The sequence below is a fragment of the Nocardia sp. NPDC006982 genome (assembly GCF_042869435.1).
Taxonomy (GTDB): Bacteria; Actinomycetota; Actinomycetes; order Mycobacteriales; family Mycobacteriaceae; genus Nocardia.
The window spans coordinates 102,671-119,206 of the sequence record NZ_JBIAFV010000007.1 but is presented as its reverse complement, the minus strand read 5'-3'; the positions used below and the strand labels follow the sequence as shown (position 1 = coordinate 119,206).

Here is a 16,536-nt window from a genome sequence, read left to right as displayed (position 1 = left end):
TATCCCTTGACTATCGTCGATAGCGACGGAAGGGGTTTTCCGATGGCACTGCGCACCGAGTTCACCGCCCTGTTCGACATCGAGCATCCCGTGGTGCTCGCACCGATGGGCGGCGTCGCGGGCGGTGAACTGGCCGCGGCGGTCTCCGAGGCCGGTGGACTCGGCCTGATCGGTGGCGGCGGCGGTGACGAGCAGCTACTCGATCAGGAATGTGCGTTGCTCGCCGCCCGCACCGAAAAGCCCTGGGGCATCGGCCTGTTGAGTTGGGCCGTCGATCTCGATACCGTGCGAAGGACGGTGGCGCGCCGACCGCACGCGATCCTGCTGTCCTTCGGCGACCCCACCCCGTTTGCCGCCACGGTCCGAGCATCCGGGATTCCGCTGCTGGTCCAGGTCACCACCACGGACGAGGCGGCCCGCGCCCTGGAGGCCGGAGCCGATGTGCTGATCGCGCAGGGTGCGGAGGCAGGCGGGCACGGCGGCGGGCGGGCGACGCTGCCCTTCGTACCCGCGGTCGTCGATCTGGCGGCGGGTACGCCAGTGCTCGCCGCGGGCGGCATAGCCGATGGACGCGGACTCGCCGCCGCAGTCGTACTCGGTGCGGCGGGCGCGTTGATCGGTACTCGCTTCGAGGCGACACACGAATCGTTGCTCTCGGCCGAGGAAGCCAAGGCCATCATCGATGCACGCGGCGGCGATACCGAACGCAACCGCATCATCGATATCGCCCGCGAATCACCGTGGCCCGCCGAGTACACCGCACGCACCCTGCGCAACCGATTCCTCGACGAATGGGCCGGACGGGAGACCGAACTCGCGGCCGATCCCCTTGCCCGGCAACGCTATCGGGCGGCGGCCGAGCAGGGCGATCTCGACTGTGCGCCGATCTGGGCGGGTGAGAATATCGACCTCATCGGCAGTCTCGAATCCGCCGCCGATCTGGTGCGGCGCATCAGCGCCGACGCGGAATCGGTATTGCGGCGAGCCGCGGCGCAATGCGACTAGTCGGCGTGTTCCTCGGCCAGGGCGCGGAGCAGTTCACGGGTGTAGCGCTCGGCCAGTAGCGGCAGGAAGTTGTCGATGGTGGCGTGATCGGCGAGGTAGTCGTAAGCGGAATACAGCCACCGTTCGATGGCTTCGTCGCGGGTGCTGTCGAATTCGCGCTCCAGACGGCGCGCGGCGGCCTTCAGCGCGGGCTGTTGGTCGAGGGATGGTTCGTGGAGGGGCGGGTGCGTAACAGGACCTTCGGTCATTGCGGACTCCTGGTCGGGAACTTTCAGTGCAGAGGATGCGGTCGAAACCGTGTCCACTCGATCGAGTACCCGATGGGTCGACGGCGACACCTCGGATACGCCCACGGCCGCACCCAGAATCTTGCACTACCCTTTCGATATATGCCAACAGCCTCACGAAGGTGGACGCAATGAGCGAGCGAACCATCAACACAGCCGAGCACTCGCTCGTGCCGGAGCCGAGCGCCAGCGAGGCGCAGGCATGAGCGAGCGCAGCGAGCGAACCATCAACACAGCCGAGCACTCGCTCGTGCCGGAGCCGAGCGCCAGCGAGGCGCAGGCATGAGCGAGAACCTGCTCTGGGTGCCCGATGCCTGCACATTGCCGACGGCGGAGCAGCCATTGCGCGTGGCCGAATTCACCGATCTCTTCGCGGCCGCGCTGCGTCGGGTCGAACGCATCGCGCCGACCCGTCTGCGGCTGGAGCTGGCCGCGACGCACGAAGACATCGCCCGCGACCTCGCCGCCCGCGAGAGCTCCTGCTGCGGATTCTTCGACTTCGATTTCGCCACGGCAGGCCCGGATGCCATAGCGATGGATATCGAAGTACCCGCGAGCCGGGTCGACGTACTCGAGGCATTGGCGAACCACGCCGCGGCCGCCCGAAGAAAGTAGAACAGGTTCTTGTCTGAAGCCCCGGCAAATGCCAAGCTGAACGGATGGATCTCGCCGTCATCGAAGCCGTCCGCCAGCTCAAGTACCGCTACTTCCGGACCCTTGATCTCAAACAATGGGATGACTTCGGGGATACCCTCGCCGTCGACGTCGCCGGTCGCTACGGCACCCACGCCCTCGGTGAACCGCTGACCCTCGACGGTCGCGACGCCGTCACCGCATTCATGCGCGAGAACCTCGGCCCTTCCGTGGTCACCACCCATATCGCGAACCATCCGGAGATCACCGTGGACGGCGAAACGGCAACGGGCTCATGGGCTTTCGAAGACACCGTGATCGCCACCGAATACGGCGTCCTCATCCGCGGCGCGGGCTACTACTCCGACACCTACCGACTCGATCCGGACGGCCACTGGCGCATCACCTCGACCAGTTATCAGCGCATCTACGAATCGATGCAGGCCCTCGCCGACACCCCCAGCTACCAGCTGCTGACGAACATGTGGGCGACACAGAAATAGGACAGGTTGCCGGATTTGAGGCCACTATCTTCCCGGTGGCACTCGACCGGAACCGCGGTGGCGGCGGAGGGTGGGAACATGTCCTCCCTTGCGCCCGCTGAATTCACGACCGAGACCGCCTACCTGAACACCGCTTCCCACGGGTTGCCCGCCGCACGAACATTGGCGGCACTGCAGGAGTTCAACGCGCTCTGGGCGGCCGGCCGTGCCGCACCGACGACGCGGGATTATCTGGTACCCGAATTGCGGGTCGGATTCGCGCGACTACTCGCGGGCGCTTCGGCCGACGATATCGCGCTGGGCAGCACGGTCGCGGGGCTGATGGCACCGGTGGTCGCCGCGCTGGCGCCGGGGGCGGAGGTACTGCTCGCGGAAGGCGAATTCTCCTCTGTATCCATGCCTTTCGTACACCGCGGAGACCTGAACGTCCGGTTCGTGCCATTGGAGCGCATCGCCGACGAGGTCCGGCCCGAGACCGCGTTGGTGGCGGTGAGCGTGGTCCAATCGAAGGACGGTCGAGCCGTCGATCTGCCGACGCTGCGCGCGGCAACTCTGGCGCATAATGCCCGGCTGCTCGCCGACGCCACCCAGGGCGCCGGTTGGGTGCCACTGCGTTTCGTCGATGCCGACTACTGGGTGTGCGCGACATTCAAGTGGCTGATCGGCGCACGCAGCGTGGCCTTCTTCGCCGCACCGCCGGAAGCGGCCGCACAGCTGCGCCCGATCAGCCCCGGCTGGTACGCGGCGGCCGACCGCTGGGCCGAGCTCTACGAACCGATCGCACTGCCCACGACCGCCCGGCGTTTCGATTCGACACCGGACTGGCTCGGCGTCATCGCCACACTCTCCGCACTGTCCCTGATCGAAGAGCTGACCGTCGACAAGATCGGCGCGCACAACCGCGAACTCGCCACCCGATTCCGAAACGGTCTGGCGGAGTTGGGATTCGAGTCGGTATCGGCGGATTCGGCGATTGTCGCCGTGTCGGGCGCGGGCGATGCGGCACCCCGTTTGGAGGAGGCAGGCGTGCTCACCTCCGCTCGGGGCGGGGGCCTTCGATTCTCGTTCCACCTCTACAACAGCGCCACTGACGTGGACCGTGCCCTCGCCGCCCTCGCCCAGTAACAGCGGCACCCTGTCGAGCTTCGCACCTCCCCCCGGGGGGGTGCGGAGCCCGCGGAGGTAAGGCGACGCGATTCTCGGGTAACTACGCCGGGCGAGTAGCGGGTGCGGTGATGAGCGGAAGGTCGAGGGCGGTAAGAATGCCCGGTGGTGCCTGCACCACGGCCGGGACGGCGTTGACGATGCGCATGGCAGTCGCCAGCAGGGTGGCGTGGTTGTGGTCGCCATTGCGGCTCGAGGTGACCAGATCCATGGCGTAACTCGGCTCGCCGGTGATCTCGACGCGATAGGAGCCCTCGTGGTGCGCGGGCTGGGGCCAATCGGGGCACAGGTCGGGACGCAGGCGCGTGACGTGCTCCAGAACCGTCACGGGCTCGTCGCCGACCATCCCGCGAACCTCGAAACGCAGTGCCGCGGCGGTACCTTCGGCGATATGGCCGGTGACGATATCGAAGGACTCGGGAGCGGGAATGCGCTCATAGGTCTGGGTAACCGCGTCGAGGGTGACACCGATGCCCGCCGCCAACTGGCGCACAGTGCCGCCCCACGCGAGCGATAACACCCCGGGCTGCAACAACATCGGGATCTCGTCCAGCGGTTTGCCGAAGCCCATGATGTCGAACATGACCTCGCGGTTGTCATAACTGGCGTAGTCGACGATCTCCAGACACCGCAGTTGGTCGATGCGCAGGCAGGTGCCCGCGAGCGCGAGCGGCAGCAGATCATTGGCGAAACCGGGATCGATACCGTTGACCCACAGCGACGAATTACCCTGTGCCGCAGCCTCTTGGATCGGCTTCAGCAATTCGTCGGGCAGCACGCCGTAGGGGTACTGGAAGAACACCGGCGCGCACGCCACCACATTGATGCCCGCGCTGAGCAATCTGCGCAGATCCTCGACGGCCTCCAGCAGCCGATTGTCGGTCATCGAGCAGTAGACGACACAGTCGGGTTTCGCGGCCAGGATCGCCTCGGTATCCGTCGTCGCGGTGACACCGACCGGATCATCGAGGCCTGCAATGGTTCCCGCATCGAGCCCGTCCTTCTTCGGACCCGACACCCACACCCCGACCAGCTCGAGATCCGGATTCGCGATCACGCCCGCCAGCGCATGTGCACCGACATTCCCGGTGCCCCATTGGACTACGCGGTAGCTCATGACAGATCCGGAAGCGGGAGGTCGAGATTCGGCGCGATCAGGCCGCCGTCGGGTTCGAGCACCTTGCCCGTGACGTACTTTCCGGCGGGCGACACCAAATACAGTGCGGCGGCGGCGATATCCTCGGGTTCACCGATGCGGTGCAGCGGTGTCTTGGCCTCCAGCTCGGTGCGCATCGCATCATTGCCCGCCACGATCTCCAGCGCCGAGGTCAGAATCGACCCGGGCGCAATGGCATTCACCCGGATGCGCGGATTCAGGTCCATTGCCGCCAACCGGGTGTAATGCGCCAGCGCCGCTTTCGCCGTTCCATAGGAGACGAAGGCGCGGCCGGGCAGGCGGCCCATGGTCGAGGTGATATTGAGAATCGAACCGCCACCAGCGGTTTCGAGGATCTTCGGCACCGCCGAGCGAACCAGCGCATGCGCATTGGTCACGTTGAAGTTGAATGCCTGCACCAGCGCATCCGGTGTCGTATCGAGCAGCGGGCACGGCAGCGCACCGCCGACATTGTTGACCACGATATCGAGCCGCCCGAAGCGTTCGACGGCCGCGGCGGCCAGTCCGGCGGTCGCCTCGATATCGCTGAGATCCGCGGGCACCACGTGGGCCTGACGCCCCACCGCCGCTACCTGCTCGGCGACCTCGTCCAGCTGACTCTTGGTGCGGGATGCGATGACGACATCCGCGCCCGCCTCCGCGAAAGCCACCGCGATCGCCGCGCCGAGGCCGCGCCCCGCGCCGGTGACGACGGCGACCTGGCCGTCGATTCGGAATCTGTCCAGGATCATGAGAGCTCCCACTGTGTCGAATATTCGACGCTAAACTGCGTAATATTCGTCATCGTAGAGCTGTCCCGCCGAGCCGCACAAGGGGTTGCACATGTCCGACCGGTCTCCGTCCCCGCCGACCCGCCGTGTCATCGATATCGTGTCGCTGCTCGCCGCGACGCCGGAGCCGATCAGCGTCGCGGGCATCGCGGACCGGCTCGATATCGCCCGCGCGACCGCGACCGCGATTCTGGCCGAACTGGAATCGGCGGGCTGGGTACGACGCGACGCGAGCCGCGGATACGGTCTCGGTCCGGCACTGGCCAATCTGCACGGTCCCGCACTGCCGCACGCACTCGGCGATATCCTCGCCGAACTCATCGCGCGGACCGGCTACGGCGCGACATTGAGTCGTATCGAGCCCGATCACCTCACCGTGCTCGATGTGCGCCACGGGCCCGAGCGCGTCGTCCCCGGCATACCCGTCGGCCATCGCATCCCGATGCAATTTCCGGCGGGAGCGAGCGTGATGCCGTGGCGCTCGGCGGCCGAGCAGAACACCTGGCTGGCCACCGCACCCGACTCCGATCGCCGCGTCGCGAGCGGACTGCTCGCGCTCGTCCGTGATCGCGGCGTTGCTCTGTTCCGCCCACGTACCGATGATGCGGGCACGGTCGAACTCCTCGCCGACCTACTGAGCGCGATGGGGACCGAACTCGTGCAGCCGCACCTGCGCACCCGGGCGCTGCGCCGCCTCGCATTTCTCACTTCGCGGCCATTCACCAAGGCAGAGCTCGACTCCGATGCCGAACTCCCGCTGAGTTACCTGGCCGCACCGGTTTTCGATGCGAAAGGTACGGCCGCGTACGAAGTCCAATCAGGACCGCTGCGGGCATCGACCACGAAATCCGAGCGCGACGAATTCATTACCGCCACAGTCGATATCGCTCGGGCGTTGACCGAAGCGTTGGCTTCCTGAGCTATTTCGTCAAGGCATGCGCCGCACCCCGGTGCAGGGTCACCGGCGCGGTAATCGTCGCGGAATCGCGACTGATCCCTTTCGCGGCCGAATTGGCCTGTTCCAGTTGGGTTTTGCGGTCGAACAGCGTCTTGGTGAGTATGCACGCCAGGTTCGCGTCCAGATCGTCGCGCACCAGCAACAGGTTCGGCACGACGATGGTCTTGACATCGGCGGACAGTCCGTAGACGGTGCCCGGAATCGTGCCTTCCTCGTAGACCGGGTTGACCGCGTGCATACTGCCGGTGAGTTCGGAGATATCGAGGAAACGCACCTTGCCTTTATCGGAGGTCAGCAGATCGGTGACACCAGGTGTGGGCAGGCCGCCGGAGAAGAACATGGCGTCGATGGAACCGTCCTTCATGCCGTCCACCGTCTTGGTGAGATCCAGGCGCTGGGCCTCGATATCGTTGTCCGGGTTCAACCCCGCTGCCTGCAGTATCCGCTGGGCGATCACTTCGGTGCCAGATTTCGGCGAGCCGGTGGAGACCCGCTTACCGCGCAGATCGGCGACCGATTCGATATCGGCGCCTGCGCGCACGATCACCTGGGTGTAATTCGGATAGAGCCGCGAAAGCGCCTGCACCGGTTGCTTTTTACCGTCGAAACCGGCATTGCCGAGCACCGCGTCGGCGGCGGTGTCGGCGAGAGAGAATGCGACCTGATAGGTGCCTGCCACCAATTGCTGGATATTCTGCACCGACGCACCGGTTTCGGCCGCCGTCGCTTTCACCTTGCCGCCGGTCGCCTGCGAAATCTGATCGGCGAAAGCATTGCCGAGCGCAAAGTACACGCCGGTCGAATTGCCCGTCGCGATGCCGACGCGGGTCTCGCTTTTCACTTCGCAGGTAACCTCGCCGCCGGTGTCGGACTGCGGTGTGTCGCGGCGGCCCCCACATCCGGTCAGCAATCCGGCCGACACCACGGCGACGGCGAATCCTATGGCAACTCTTCTCAAGTCGTCCTCCTTCGTGAGAGCAGCGTTAGCCCGACGGCCGCGGTCAGCGCGGCCAGACCGACGACGAGCGCGCCGGGTTCCAGGTACAGCAGCGCCAGCCCGCCCACCGCGGCGAGCAGCCGGGCCGCGAGTCCGGCCGGGCCGATGCCGAGGATCCACCCGCCGGCCGCGGCGGCCAGTGCCGCAACGCCGACACCGGCCACGACCGTGGTCCACAGCACACCGAGCACCGGCCCGTGCCCGAGCAGATATTCGCCGGGTCCGCTGAGCACGAACACGATCGGCACCAGGAAGGCGGGCAGCGCGTACTTCAATGCCTGCCACATCGTCGGCACCGCGCGCGCACCGGTGATGGCCGCCGCGCCCACGGCGGCCAGTGCGGTCGGCGGTGTCACCTCGGACAGCACCGAGTAGTAGAAGACGAACATCGCCGAGGCGGGCGGGGATACGTCGAGCGCGAGCAGGGCGGGACCGATGATCGCCCAGCCGATAATGAACGATGCGGTCACCGGAACCGCGAGCCCGAGCAGCGCGAGTGCGATCGCGGCGAGCACCACGGTGCACGCCAATACGACGGTGTGGTTGTCCGACAACGCCTTTCCCGCGCTCACCAGCAGCGATGCCAGCTGCGCGCCAAGTCCCGTCTTGGTGGCGATCGCGGTGATCACACCTGCCGACGTGCACACCGCGACCACCGGCAGCGCCGAACGCACACCACTGCCGAGCATCTGGAAGATCCGTCGCGGTGAGCGGGCCTCGGCGCGGATGCGCGCATCGAGGAAGGCGAGCACGAAAGCCAGTGCGGTGGCGTACACCACGGCGCGCGCGGCGCTCACGCCGATCAGCAGCAGCACCACGATCGCGATCAAAGACAGGAAGTGGTAACCGAATCGGGCCAGCAGTCGCCACATCGAGGTGGTGCTGATCTCGACCGACTCCGCGCCGAGCCGGCGCGCATCGATCTCGACCGCGAGCAGAATTCCCAAGTAGTACAGCAGCGTCGGGATCATCGCCCACCCGAGCACCGTCACATAGGAGACATCGAGATATTCGGCGACGATGAAGGCGGCGACTCCGAGCGTCGGCGGTGACAGGATCGCGCCGACACCCGCCGCCGCGAGCACACCCGCCGCCTGCTCCGGCGGATATCCGGCGCGACGCAGGATCGGCCAGGTGACCGCGCCGACCGTGACCGCGGTCGCGGTGCCCGATCCGGAGACGGTGCCGAGCAGGAATCCGGATGCGACGGTGGTGCGTCCGGCCGCGCCGCGCGAGCGGCGGAAGGCCGCGACCGATAGATCGACGAAGAACTGTGCCGCACCGGAGAATTCGAGTACGGCGCCGTAGAGGGTGAACAGCACGATGTAGCTGGCCGCCACATCCAGTGGCGTGCCGTAGAAGCCGCTGCCGGAGTTGTAGAGCGCATCGATGATCTGCCCGAAGTCGAGTCCGGCGTGCGCGATGGTCCAGTGCTGTGGCAGGTATCCGCCGTAGTAGCCGTAGGCGATGAACACCAGGCAAACCGCAGGCAATACCCAGCCCGTGGTGCGCCGACAGGCCTCCAGCACCAACACCAACAGCACCGTGCCCATGGCGATATCGACCGGATCGAACAAACCCTGCCGATCCAGGGAATGCGTTGTACCCGCCGCCGCCGGACCCGAGCGCCATCGGCAGCACCGGATACAAGCACACCACCAGCGCGACTACGGCCGACAACCAGTCGAGCGGCCCAGGACCGTCCCGTCGATCGAACCATCGCAGCCCGCAGCGATAGGCCAGGAACACCACCGGCAAGGTCCCGGCCAGGAAGATCACCAGGTAGTACTGACTCCCCTGCGCCAACGGCCGAAAGACCTGCCACAGCACCAGCAACGCGACCGCGAAGGCGGCCGTCGCCACCACCCACTCGGCCCATCCGCGCAGTATCCGCGCGGGCTTCTCTTCGTCGTCGACCTCGATCTTGTCCGGTACTGTCCGCTGCGGATCAACCTTGGGCCGCGCGACCGGGCGATCGGCGGGAGCCTCGGCTTCGAGATGAGCGTCCCGCATATCCGACATTGCGCGACACTATCAACGCACGACCGTCCGTATGCGGCTAAGAGCGTATCTGAGAACTCGGGATCGGATTCGCGTGACACCGCCGGTCACCGGAGTCGCCCGTTATTGTCGGTGGCTCGTGTCACACTCACCGGTGATGAGCCGCCACACCTCCTTCCGGTATTGCCTCGACCCCACCGTCGAGCAGCAAGCCGTGCTCGCACGCCACGCCGGAGCGGCTCGGTTCGCGTTCAACAAATCCCTCGACTTCGTCAAAACCGCTCTCACCCAAAGGAAAACCGATCCCGGCCATTCGGTCCCGTGGACCGGATACAGCCTGATCAACGCCTTCAATACATGGAAGAAAACCGAAGCCGCCGGGCGCGTGATCGCCGTCAACGCGGCGGGCGTCGCCGAAGTCGAGGTGACCGGGCTTGCCTGGCGCACCGAGGTGTGCCAACAGGTGTTCGAAGAAGCCGCCGTCGACTGCGGGCGCGCCCTGACCGCATTCTCCGACTCCCGCACCGGCAAACGCAAAGGCAGGCGCGTCGGATTCCCCCGGATCAAGAAAAAACACACCACCACCCCATCGTTTCGGCTACGCAACAAACTATCCAAGACCGGTCGTGCGGCGATCCGCGTCGGCGAAAACAACATCGCACGCTCGATCACCCTGCCCGGCGTCGGGATGCTGCGGGTGCGCGAGGACACTCGCAGCCTGCGGCGCATGCTCGCGAAAAGCCAGGCGAAAATCGTGGCCGCCACCATCACATTCCGGGCGGGTCGCTGGCAGATCAGCATCGTGACCGAGGCCGCCGACCTGCATCCCGCCTGCCACCACCCGCCGCGCGCAGCCGACGATGACGGTGGCTGGGTGGGACTCGATCGTGGGTTGTCAGTGTTCCTGGTCGCCGCCACCGCCGACGGCACCGACGTCGCCCGCATCGACGCCCCACCCAAACCCCTGGCCACCGGGATGGCACAGCAGCGGCGGCTGGCGAAAGCGTTGTCCCGCAAACGGAAAGGATCCCGCAACCGCAAAGACGCCGCCGCCCGCCTGGCGCGCCACCACCACCGAATCGCTGCTATTCGCCGTCATTTTCTGCATCAGGCCACCAACAGGCTGGTCAAAACCCACGACCGGCTCGTCCTCGAAGACCTACACGTGGCGGGCATGCTCCGCAATCGGCGCCTGGCGCGCGCGATCGGTGACGCCGGATGGGCCGACTTCGCGCGGCTCTTGCACTACAAGCAATCCTGGCGCGGCGGCACCGTGGTCACCGCCGACCGCTGGTATGCGTCGAGTAAACGCTGTTCGAAGTGCGAGACCGTGAACACCGAACTGGCCTTGTCGGATCGAGTGTTCGCCTGCGGGTGCGGGTTCTGCGCCGACCGCGACCACAACGCGGCGGTCAACCTCGCCGCCTGGCCGACGCTCCAGTATGAAGACTCTCCTCGATCCCCGGACCCCCAAGCAGGGGGCCGGGTTACCAATGCCCGCCGACGGGAAGGCGCTCACCAGCACCCTACGGGTGCTGGTGAGACCGGCCCGGACGACGCGGGAACCGACGTTCACACCTTCGTGGCGTGAACCGACGACGCCCGAGAAGGGCGGTGCCTGCAACACCCGTAAGGGTTTTCAGACACGCTGTAACAAATATGTAGCCGAGAAAAGTAGAAAAGCGGTCGGTTTGTCGCCCTAAGCCCACCTGGTCGCTCGCCCACCCAGCGGCAGCTTGTGCACGATCACCCGCCGATACGAGATGCGCCAACCGGTTGCCACACGCACGACCGTATCGTCGTATTCGACGCTGCCGCTGGTCCCATCCGCATAGATCCCGATCGCCTTGGACCGCACCCGAACCGCGCCGTCCACCTCGGCGATGACTACATTCGTAATGTGATGCCCGACCGGATTCCCATTGCCGAGCGCGACCGCGGCCTCCTGCAGCGCCGGAATCCCGTGTAGCTCACCGGCACCGAAATCACTGAGGTCGTAGGTGATTTCCGCAGTGAACAGCTCATCCATCCGGTCGAGCTCGCCCGCGTCCATCAGATGTCCGTGCAGCGCGATCAGGTCGCCGATGTCGAACCGATCCTGCGTCGACAATGCCATGAAAGCCTCCTGCCGCCCCACATTCCTGCCGAAGATGAGGCCTAGTCCGGTTATCGGCGACAGTAACGGACGAGCGACTGCTCACGCCGCTGCTTTATCGGGGGTCCGTGCCGATGGGCGGCGCTTCATGATCCAGCGCAGGAAGTCCACCCACGGCGATGGGCGGGCCGGGGTGACGGGCGGGTGGCCGAGGGAGACCGCGGTCCGGTCGAGCAGCGCCTCGATCATCGCGTCGTGGATCCAGCGGATGGCCAGGGGCCACAACAGGTGGCCGATTCCGCGCAGGCGGCAGTCGATCTCGTGGCGCAGGATGCTGCTGTCCGGCCACGGGCCGTCGAGCACGTCGAGGCTGTGCGTGCCGACCAGGAAGGATCCGGGTGCGACGGTGAACTCCACGCGGCGGCCCGGTACCCATTCAGTACAGCGATATCGGATGACGCCATGTCCGCCGTCGGCCCCGACACCGAGTGGCCGGTCGAGGACCAGTGCGGGCCAGCCGGGCGGCCACACCGGACTCTCCGGCTCGGCGGCCATGACAAGCAATGCGCCGAGCTGATCCGCGGGCACCGGGTACTCCCGCTGGTGGATATTTCGAACCATGACCCAACCCTCCATTCGGTCCCGTATGGAACACTGCCCATACGGTAGCGTATGGAGGGTGGCGCGCGAAGTTATCCGAACCACACCGGCCGTTTATCCGGCGGAGGCGGGCTCGTACAGGACTATCGCCCACGGGGATTCGCGGGACGGGCGGACCGAGGTGCGTCGTTCGTGCGGTCCGGTGACCGGATCGTCGACCGGGAATCCGGCGGCGCGCAGGCGCGCGAGGGTCGCGTCCAGGTCGCCGACCTTGACGGCGAGGGAGGGGATGTCGCGTTCATCGGCACCGGCGAGCATGACCCGGGTCGGTCCGATATCGAATTGCGCCCACCGATCACCGTCGACGAACGTTGCGGTGGTGCCGAGTACCGCGGTGAGCAGATCTATTGCGGCGGTGAGGTTGTCGGCCGGGAAGATGGTGCCGAGACGTTCGACGGTCATGACTTCTCCATTGCTCGGCGAATGGCCGAAAAGGCTTGGGCGGCAGCGGCTTCGGCATCCGACAGGTTGTCGGCCATGCTGAAGAAGCCGTGGAATTGGCCGTCGTAGCGAATCGTGACGACCTCGACATCCGCATCCCGCAGCCGCCGACCGTAGGCCTCGCCCTCATCGCGAAGTGGGTCGAATTCGGCGGTGATGAGGTAGGCGGGCGGGAGGCCCGACAGGTCGACCGCGCGCGGGGGTGCGGCGTACGGGTTGTCGGCATCGGCGGCCGAGGCGAGGTATTGCTCCCAATACCAGCGCAAATGGTCATCGGTGACGAAGTAACCGTAGGCATTCTCCTGATAGGAGACGGTGTCACGGGCCGGATCGAGCATCGGATAGACAAGCAGTTGATGGGCGATGACCGGGCCACGGCGATCCCGGGCCAGCAGTGCCGTGACGGCGGCCAGGTTGCCGCCGGCGCTGTCACCGGCCACCCCGATGCGGGCCGGATCGCCACCGAAGGAACTCGCCTGGGCCGCAATCCATTTCAAGACCGCGTACGCATCCTCTGCGGCTGCCGGAAACCGATGTTCGGGGGCCTGCCGGTAGTCGACCGAAACCACGATCGCACCGACACCATTGCTCATCGCACGACACAGCTGATCGTGACTGTCGAGGTCACAGATGACGAAACCGCCACCGTGGCAGAACATCACGACCGGCACGTCGGCATCGCACTCGGCGGGCCAGTACATGCGAACCCGAACCTCAGGTGCCCCAACAGGTCCCGGCACCAACCGCTCTTCGACCCGACCCACCGGAATCGGATCGACCTGGGCCGCCGGACGCGCGGCAAGCATCCGGCGCGCCTCGGCGGCATCGAGCACTTCGGTGCCCAGCGCGGGAAACGCCGCCGAGGCTAGATCGACGATCACCTGAGCTTCGGGCTTCAGCGGCATGCTCAGGCCTCGCCCACGGCTCCGACCGGCGGCAGCGCGTCCGGCGGAATGAACTGTCCCGCCGACAATCCGCCGTCGACGGCCAATTCCGCACCGGTGATGAACGCGGCGGCATCGGAGGCGAGGAATGCCACCAAATCCGCTACCTCCGAGGGCAATCCGACGCGGCCGAGCGGCAGCGAGGGAAAGCTGCCGGGACCGGTGTTCAGCCCGAGGTGCCCGATCATCGGTGTCGCGATCGGACCCGGATGCACCGAGTTGACCCGGATTCCGAGCGGCCCCAACTCGAGCGCGGCCGTCTTCGTCAATCCGCGCAGCGCCCATTTGGACGCACCGTACGCGGAATGTCCCATCAGGCCCTGCAATCCGGCCTGCGACGAGATATTCACGATCGAACCGCCCGCCGCCCGCATCGGATCCACGACGGCCTGGATGCCGAGGAACGACCCGATCAGGTTGATGCGCAGAATGCGTTCGAGTTCCGCGGCGGAGGTCTCGACGAGCGGTTTGGCGGTGTAGATCGCGGCATTGTTCACCAGCACATCGATGCTGCCGAATTCGGTGACCGCGGTATCGACGGCGGCAGCCCATTCGGTGGCGCTGCTGACGTCATGGCGGACGAAACGGGCTGAGTCACCGATGGATTCGGCAACTGCCTGGCCCTCGGATTCGAGTACGTCGGTGAGGACGACACGTGCGCCGGCCGCGGCGAACAGACGGGCTTCCTGCTCACCCTGGCCACGAGCGGCACCGGTGATGAGGGCGACTTTGCCAGTGAGATCGGCCATCTCAAGCTCCCTGGAATTCAGTTGTCTCGGCACGCTCAGCTGCGCTGCTCTGCCCGATGTTTCCGGCTCGCTCCGCTCCCCGGAAGTGTGGAATGACCTTCTCGCCCCAATGCCGAATGGTCTCCAGACATGCCTCCTGCGGCACCGTCCCCATCTGGATCAGGCACAGGATCTCGTCGGCACCGGCCGCCTGCAGCCGCTCGACGTACGCGATGGCGTCCTCCGGGCTGCCGTACGCGTGCTCGGCATTGAAAACCGATGTGGCCCCGGTCTTCACCGGAATCTTCGCCTCGTGCAGATACGCCACATGCTCATCGGCGGCCTCGCGAATCTTGGCCACCTCGTCCACATTCGGATCGACGGCCTCGTCCGGTACCGGACCCGCGCCGTACCAGTGCTTGATGGACTGCGCGAAGAACCGCTGTCCACGCGCGCCGATCTGCTGCGCCTTCTCCCGGTCGTCGAGCACGATTGTCGGGCATAGTGCCGCGAAGTGATCGTTGACCATCGTGGAGACGAACTTCTCCCCGGTCCGCTCGGCGATGGCCGCGTCATAGGTGCGACGCAGTTCGGCGATCTCCTCCACACCCGCGAAACCCAGTACCAGCGCGCCGATTCCGTAGTCGGCGGCCAGCTTCAGCGTGTCCTTCTTGGTGCACGCCATGAACAGCGGCGGATGCGGCAGTTGCACCGGACGCGGGAGCATCGGGTGGGGATCGATATCGAGCAGCTCACCGTGCCATTCGAATTCGCCCTCCGGATCCTGCCAGGCCTTGCCGATGATCCGCAGCGACTCCTCGACCTCCTGATAGGTGCGGTCGGGATCGACACCGCACATGGAGGTCTCCTGCGGGGTCGCGCCGCGGCCCGCGCCGAGGTTCACCCGTCCGTTGGAGAGCACATCGAGCATGGCCGCGCGTTCGGCGGCGCGCACCGGGTGATTGAAGTTGAACGGCATGCACACCACGCCGTGGCCGATGCGGATCCGCTCGGTGCGCGCGGCCACCCAGGTCAGGAAGATCTCCGGGGCGCTCATATGCGCGTACCACTTCAAGCCGTGATGTTCGACCGCCCAGACGGTGTCGAACCCCATCTCCTCGGCCAGTACCGCCTGCTCGACGCAGTCGCGCAGTACCTGCTTTTCGTGATCGGCCGACGGGTCGGTCATCTGTGCCTCGAAGATCATCGAGAACTTCATGCATTGCCTCCACTCTGTTATTCCCACCCCGCCGGCTCCGCCGGCTGCCATCCCCCAAATCAATATGCCTAGTAGAAATATTTCCGATGCTCTTGTTGAGGTCAGGTGCATGTCTCGGTGGATGGGACTATTCCGGTTCGCGCCGCCCGCGCGCCCATAGCGTCGATAGCGCATACGGCGTTCGAACCGACGCCGGAGAAAGGACGGACCTGACGTGGGTCGACTCGATGACAAGGTCGCGCTGATCACCGGCGCAGCGCGCGGAATGGGCGCCGAACATGTCCGCCGCTTCGTTGCCGAGGGTGCGCGGGTGGTGTTCGGCGATGTGCTCGATGAGCAGGGCGAACAGTTGGCCGCCGAAACCGGCGCACGCTATCTGCACCACGATGTGACCAGCGAGGCCGACTGGGCGGCCGCGGTGCGGACCGCGGTGGACGAGTTCGGCAAGCTCGATGTGCTCGTCAACAATGCCGGCCTGCTGCGGTTCCAGCGCATCGCCGAGATGAGCCTGGCCGATTTCACCACGATCATGACGGTGAATGTCACCGGCACCTGGCTTGGCATCAAATCCGCCGCGCCCGCCATGACCGGCGGCGGCGCGATCGTCAATATCTCCTCGGTCGAGGGATTCGTCGGCGCGGCGGGCCTATCGGCTTACAGCGCAAGCAAATTCGCCATTCGCGGACTGACCAAATCGGCGGCGCGCGAGCTCGGCGCGAGCGGAATCCGGGTCAACTCCATCCATCCCGGCGGTATCGCGACGCCGATGACGGCGGCGGCGGGCTCGGGTGTCGACGGCAATACCTTCTTCGCCGGATTGCCGATTCCGCGCTGGGGACAGCCCGGCGAGGTCTCCGAGGCGGCCGTCTTCCTGGCCTCGGACGCCGCGAGCTATTGCACCGGAACCGAGGTCGTCATCGACGGCGGCATGCTCACCGGCGCCGGTTACTAGGG

General features: G+C 66.2%; 18 protein-coding genes. 7 read left to right on the top strand and 11 right to left on the bottom strand.

All coding sequences use genetic code 11. The annotated features are described in order from the left end of the window. The first annotated feature begins 42 nt into the window (after positions 1–42). Positions 43–1,005 carry an NAD(P)H-dependent flavin oxidoreductase gene (locus tag ACFYOW_RS27575; protein ID WP_387292643.1) on the top strand — a complete coding sequence of 321 codons (963 nt, stop codon included), beginning with the start codon at positions 43–45 and terminating at the stop codon, positions 1,003–1,005. Here the strand turns inward: ACFYOW_RS27575 and ACFYOW_RS27570 are convergent. Beyond that, entirely contained in the window at positions 1,002–1,253 is a 252-nt protein-coding gene (locus ACFYOW_RS27570) for a three-helix bundle dimerization domain-containing protein (RefSeq protein ID WP_387292641.1), read from the bottom strand. The two genes, ACFYOW_RS27575 and ACFYOW_RS27570, sit on opposite strands and share 4 nt — an antisense overlap. Positions 1,254–1,574: 321 nt before the next feature. Here ACFYOW_RS27570 and ACFYOW_RS27565 point away from each other — a divergent pair, with 321 nt between their 5' ends. The 3 genes from ACFYOW_RS27565 (at position 1,575) to ACFYOW_RS27555 (ending at position 3,553) form a co-directional block, all read left to right on the top strand. Continuing rightward, the gene (locus ACFYOW_RS27565; RefSeq protein ID WP_387292639.1) at positions 1,575–1,907 is read left to right on the top strand and encodes a hypothetical protein; all 333 of its coding nucleotides are present in this window, start codon (positions 1,575–1,577) and stop codon (positions 1,905–1,907) included. A 44-nt stretch (positions 1,908–1,951) separates the two neighbouring features. After that, positions 1,952–2,428: a nuclear transport factor 2 family protein gene (locus ACFYOW_RS27560; protein WP_387292637.1), complete on the top strand. Its 477-nt coding sequence runs from the start codon at positions 1,952–1,954 to the stop codon at positions 2,426–2,428. Between the two features lie 78 nt (positions 2,429–2,506). Next, positions 2,507–3,553, top strand: coding sequence for an aminotransferase class V-fold PLP-dependent enzyme (locus tag ACFYOW_RS27555; RefSeq protein ID WP_387292635.1), 1,047 nt, complete (start codon positions 2,507–2,509; stop codon positions 3,551–3,553). Between the two features lie 82 nt (positions 3,554–3,635). On the opposite strand, the gene ACFYOW_RS27550 is transcribed toward ACFYOW_RS27555, so the two are convergent. Next, positions 3,636–4,709 carry a diacylglycerol kinase gene (locus ACFYOW_RS27550; protein ID WP_387292633.1) on the bottom strand — a complete coding sequence of 358 codons (1,074 nt, stop codon included), beginning with the start codon at positions 4,707–4,709 and terminating at the stop codon, positions 3,636–3,638. After that, positions 4,706–5,500, bottom strand: coding sequence for an SDR family oxidoreductase (locus tag ACFYOW_RS27545; RefSeq protein WP_357475679.1), 795 nt, complete (start codon positions 5,498–5,500; stop codon positions 4,706–4,708). Before ACFYOW_RS27545 ends, ACFYOW_RS27550 begins: the two co-directional genes overlap by 4 nt. Positions 5,501–5,591: 91 nt before the next feature. Between ACFYOW_RS27545 and ACFYOW_RS27540 the strand changes: the two genes are divergently transcribed. Further along, positions 5,592–6,458 carry a helix-turn-helix domain-containing protein gene (locus tag ACFYOW_RS27540; RefSeq protein WP_387292631.1) on the top strand — a complete coding sequence of 289 codons (867 nt, stop codon included), beginning with the start codon at positions 5,592–5,594 and terminating at the stop codon, positions 6,456–6,458. Position 6,459: 1 nt separating this feature from the next. Here ACFYOW_RS27540 and ACFYOW_RS27535 read toward each other — a convergent pair whose 3' ends face one another. Together ACFYOW_RS27535 and ACFYOW_RS27530 are read right to left on the bottom strand one after the other, a co-directional pair. Beyond that, positions 6,460–7,455, bottom strand: coding sequence for a TAXI family TRAP transporter solute-binding subunit (locus tag ACFYOW_RS27535; protein ID WP_387292629.1), 996 nt, complete (start codon positions 7,453–7,455; stop codon positions 6,460–6,462). Further along, positions 7,452–9,071, bottom strand: coding sequence for a TRAP transporter permease (locus ACFYOW_RS27530; protein ID WP_387292627.1), 1,620 nt, complete (start codon positions 9,069–9,071; stop codon positions 7,452–7,454). Before ACFYOW_RS27530 ends, ACFYOW_RS27535 begins: the two co-directional genes overlap by 4 nt. 581 nt (positions 9,072–9,652) lie before the next feature. Here ACFYOW_RS27530 and ACFYOW_RS27525 point away from each other — a divergent pair. Further along, positions 9,653–11,086, top strand: a complete 1,434-nt coding sequence (locus tag ACFYOW_RS27525) for an RNA-guided endonuclease InsQ/TnpB family protein (protein ID WP_387292625.1) — start codon at positions 9,653–9,655, stop codon at positions 11,084–11,086. 108 nt (positions 11,087–11,194) lie between these two features. Here the strand turns inward: ACFYOW_RS27525 and ACFYOW_RS27520 are convergent, their stop codons facing one another. From ACFYOW_RS27520 to ACFYOW_RS27495, 6 genes are all read right to left on the bottom strand, one after another. Continuing rightward, positions 11,195–11,611, bottom strand: coding sequence for a nuclear transport factor 2 family protein (locus tag ACFYOW_RS27520; protein WP_387292623.1), 417 nt, complete (start codon positions 11,609–11,611; stop codon positions 11,195–11,197). 81 nt (positions 11,612–11,692) lie between these two features. Further along, positions 11,693–12,211 carry a hypothetical protein gene (locus tag ACFYOW_RS27515; protein WP_387292621.1) on the bottom strand — a complete coding sequence of 173 codons (519 nt, stop codon included), beginning with the start codon at positions 12,209–12,211 and terminating at the stop codon, positions 11,693–11,695. Between the two features lie 93 nt (positions 12,212–12,304). Beyond that, positions 12,305–12,652 carry a VOC family protein gene (locus ACFYOW_RS27510; protein ID WP_387292619.1) on the bottom strand — a complete coding sequence of 116 codons (348 nt, stop codon included), beginning with the start codon at positions 12,650–12,652 and terminating at the stop codon, positions 12,305–12,307. After that, the gene (locus tag ACFYOW_RS27505; RefSeq protein ID WP_387292617.1) at positions 12,649–13,596 is read right to left on the bottom strand and encodes an alpha/beta hydrolase; all 948 of its coding nucleotides are present in this window, start codon (positions 13,594–13,596) and stop codon (positions 12,649–12,651) included. Before ACFYOW_RS27505 ends, ACFYOW_RS27510 begins: the two co-directional genes overlap by 4 nt. A 2-nt stretch (positions 13,597–13,598) precedes the next feature. Then, a complete protein-coding gene (locus ACFYOW_RS27500) occupies positions 13,599–14,384 on the bottom strand; it encodes a glucose 1-dehydrogenase (protein WP_387292615.1) in 786 nt (261 codons plus the stop codon). Between the two features lies 1 nt (position 14,385). Continuing rightward, positions 14,386–15,582 (bottom strand): LLM class flavin-dependent oxidoreductase, encoded by a 1,197-nt coding sequence (locus ACFYOW_RS27495; protein ID WP_387292613.1) that lies wholly within the window; start codon positions 15,580–15,582, stop codon positions 14,386–14,388. 214 nt (positions 15,583–15,796) lie between these two features. Here ACFYOW_RS27495 and ACFYOW_RS27490 point away from each other — a divergent pair, with 214 nt between their 5' ends. Next, the gene (locus ACFYOW_RS27490) at positions 15,797–16,534 is read left to right on the top strand and encodes a glucose 1-dehydrogenase (protein ID WP_387292611.1); all 738 of its coding nucleotides are present in this window, start codon (positions 15,797–15,799) and stop codon (positions 16,532–16,534) included. Positions 16,535–16,536 lie beyond the last annotated feature (2 nt).

Excerpts from the sequence above, each read along its gene's own strand:
- ACFYOW_RS27575 (WP_387292643.1), top strand. The coding sequence starts at position 43 with ATGGCACTGCGCACCGAGTTCACCGCCCTGTTCGACATCGAGCATCCC.
- ACFYOW_RS27570 (WP_387292641.1), bottom strand. The coding sequence starts at position 1,253 with ATGACCGAAGGTCCTGTTACGCACCCGCCCCTCCACGAACCATCCCTC.
- ACFYOW_RS27565 (WP_387292639.1), top strand. The coding sequence starts at position 1,575 with ATGAGCGAGAACCTGCTCTGGGTGCCCGATGCCTGCACATTGCCGACG.
- ACFYOW_RS27560 (WP_387292637.1), top strand. The coding sequence starts at position 1,952 with ATGGATCTCGCCGTCATCGAAGCCGTCCGCCAGCTCAAGTACCGCTAC.
- ACFYOW_RS27555 (WP_387292635.1), top strand. The coding sequence starts at position 2,507 with ATGTCCTCCCTTGCGCCCGCTGAATTCACGACCGAGACCGCCTACCTG.
- ACFYOW_RS27550 (WP_387292633.1), bottom strand. The coding sequence starts at position 4,709 with ATGAGCTACCGCGTAGTCCAATGGGGCACCGGGAATGTCGGTGCACAT.
- ACFYOW_RS27545 (WP_357475679.1), bottom strand. The coding sequence starts at position 5,500 with ATGATCCTGGACAGATTCCGAATCGACGGCCAGGTCGCCGTCGTCACC.
- ACFYOW_RS27540 (WP_387292631.1), top strand. The coding sequence starts at position 5,592 with ATGTCCGACCGGTCTCCGTCCCCGCCGACCCGCCGTGTCATCGATATC.
- ACFYOW_RS27525 (WP_387292625.1), top strand. The coding sequence starts at position 9,653 with ATGAGCCGCCACACCTCCTTCCGGTATTGCCTCGACCCCACCGTCGAG.
- ACFYOW_RS27520 (WP_387292623.1), bottom strand. The coding sequence starts at position 11,611 with ATGGCATTGTCGACGCAGGATCGGTTCGACATCGGCGACCTGATCGCG.
- ACFYOW_RS27515 (WP_387292621.1), bottom strand. The coding sequence starts at position 12,211 with ATGGTTCGAAATATCCACCAGCGGGAGTACCCGGTGCCCGCGGATCAG.
- ACFYOW_RS27510 (WP_387292619.1), bottom strand. The coding sequence starts at position 12,652 with ATGACCGTCGAACGTCTCGGCACCATCTTCCCGGCCGACAACCTCACC.
- ACFYOW_RS27505 (WP_387292617.1), bottom strand. The coding sequence starts at position 13,596 with ATGCCGCTGAAGCCCGAAGCTCAGGTGATCGTCGATCTAGCCTCGGCG.
- ACFYOW_RS27500 (WP_387292615.1), bottom strand. The coding sequence starts at position 14,384 with ATGGCCGATCTCACTGGCAAAGTCGCCCTCATCACCGGTGCCGCTCGT.
- ACFYOW_RS27495 (WP_387292613.1), bottom strand. The coding sequence starts at position 15,582 with ATGAAGTTCTCGATGATCTTCGAGGCACAGATGACCGACCCGTCGGCC.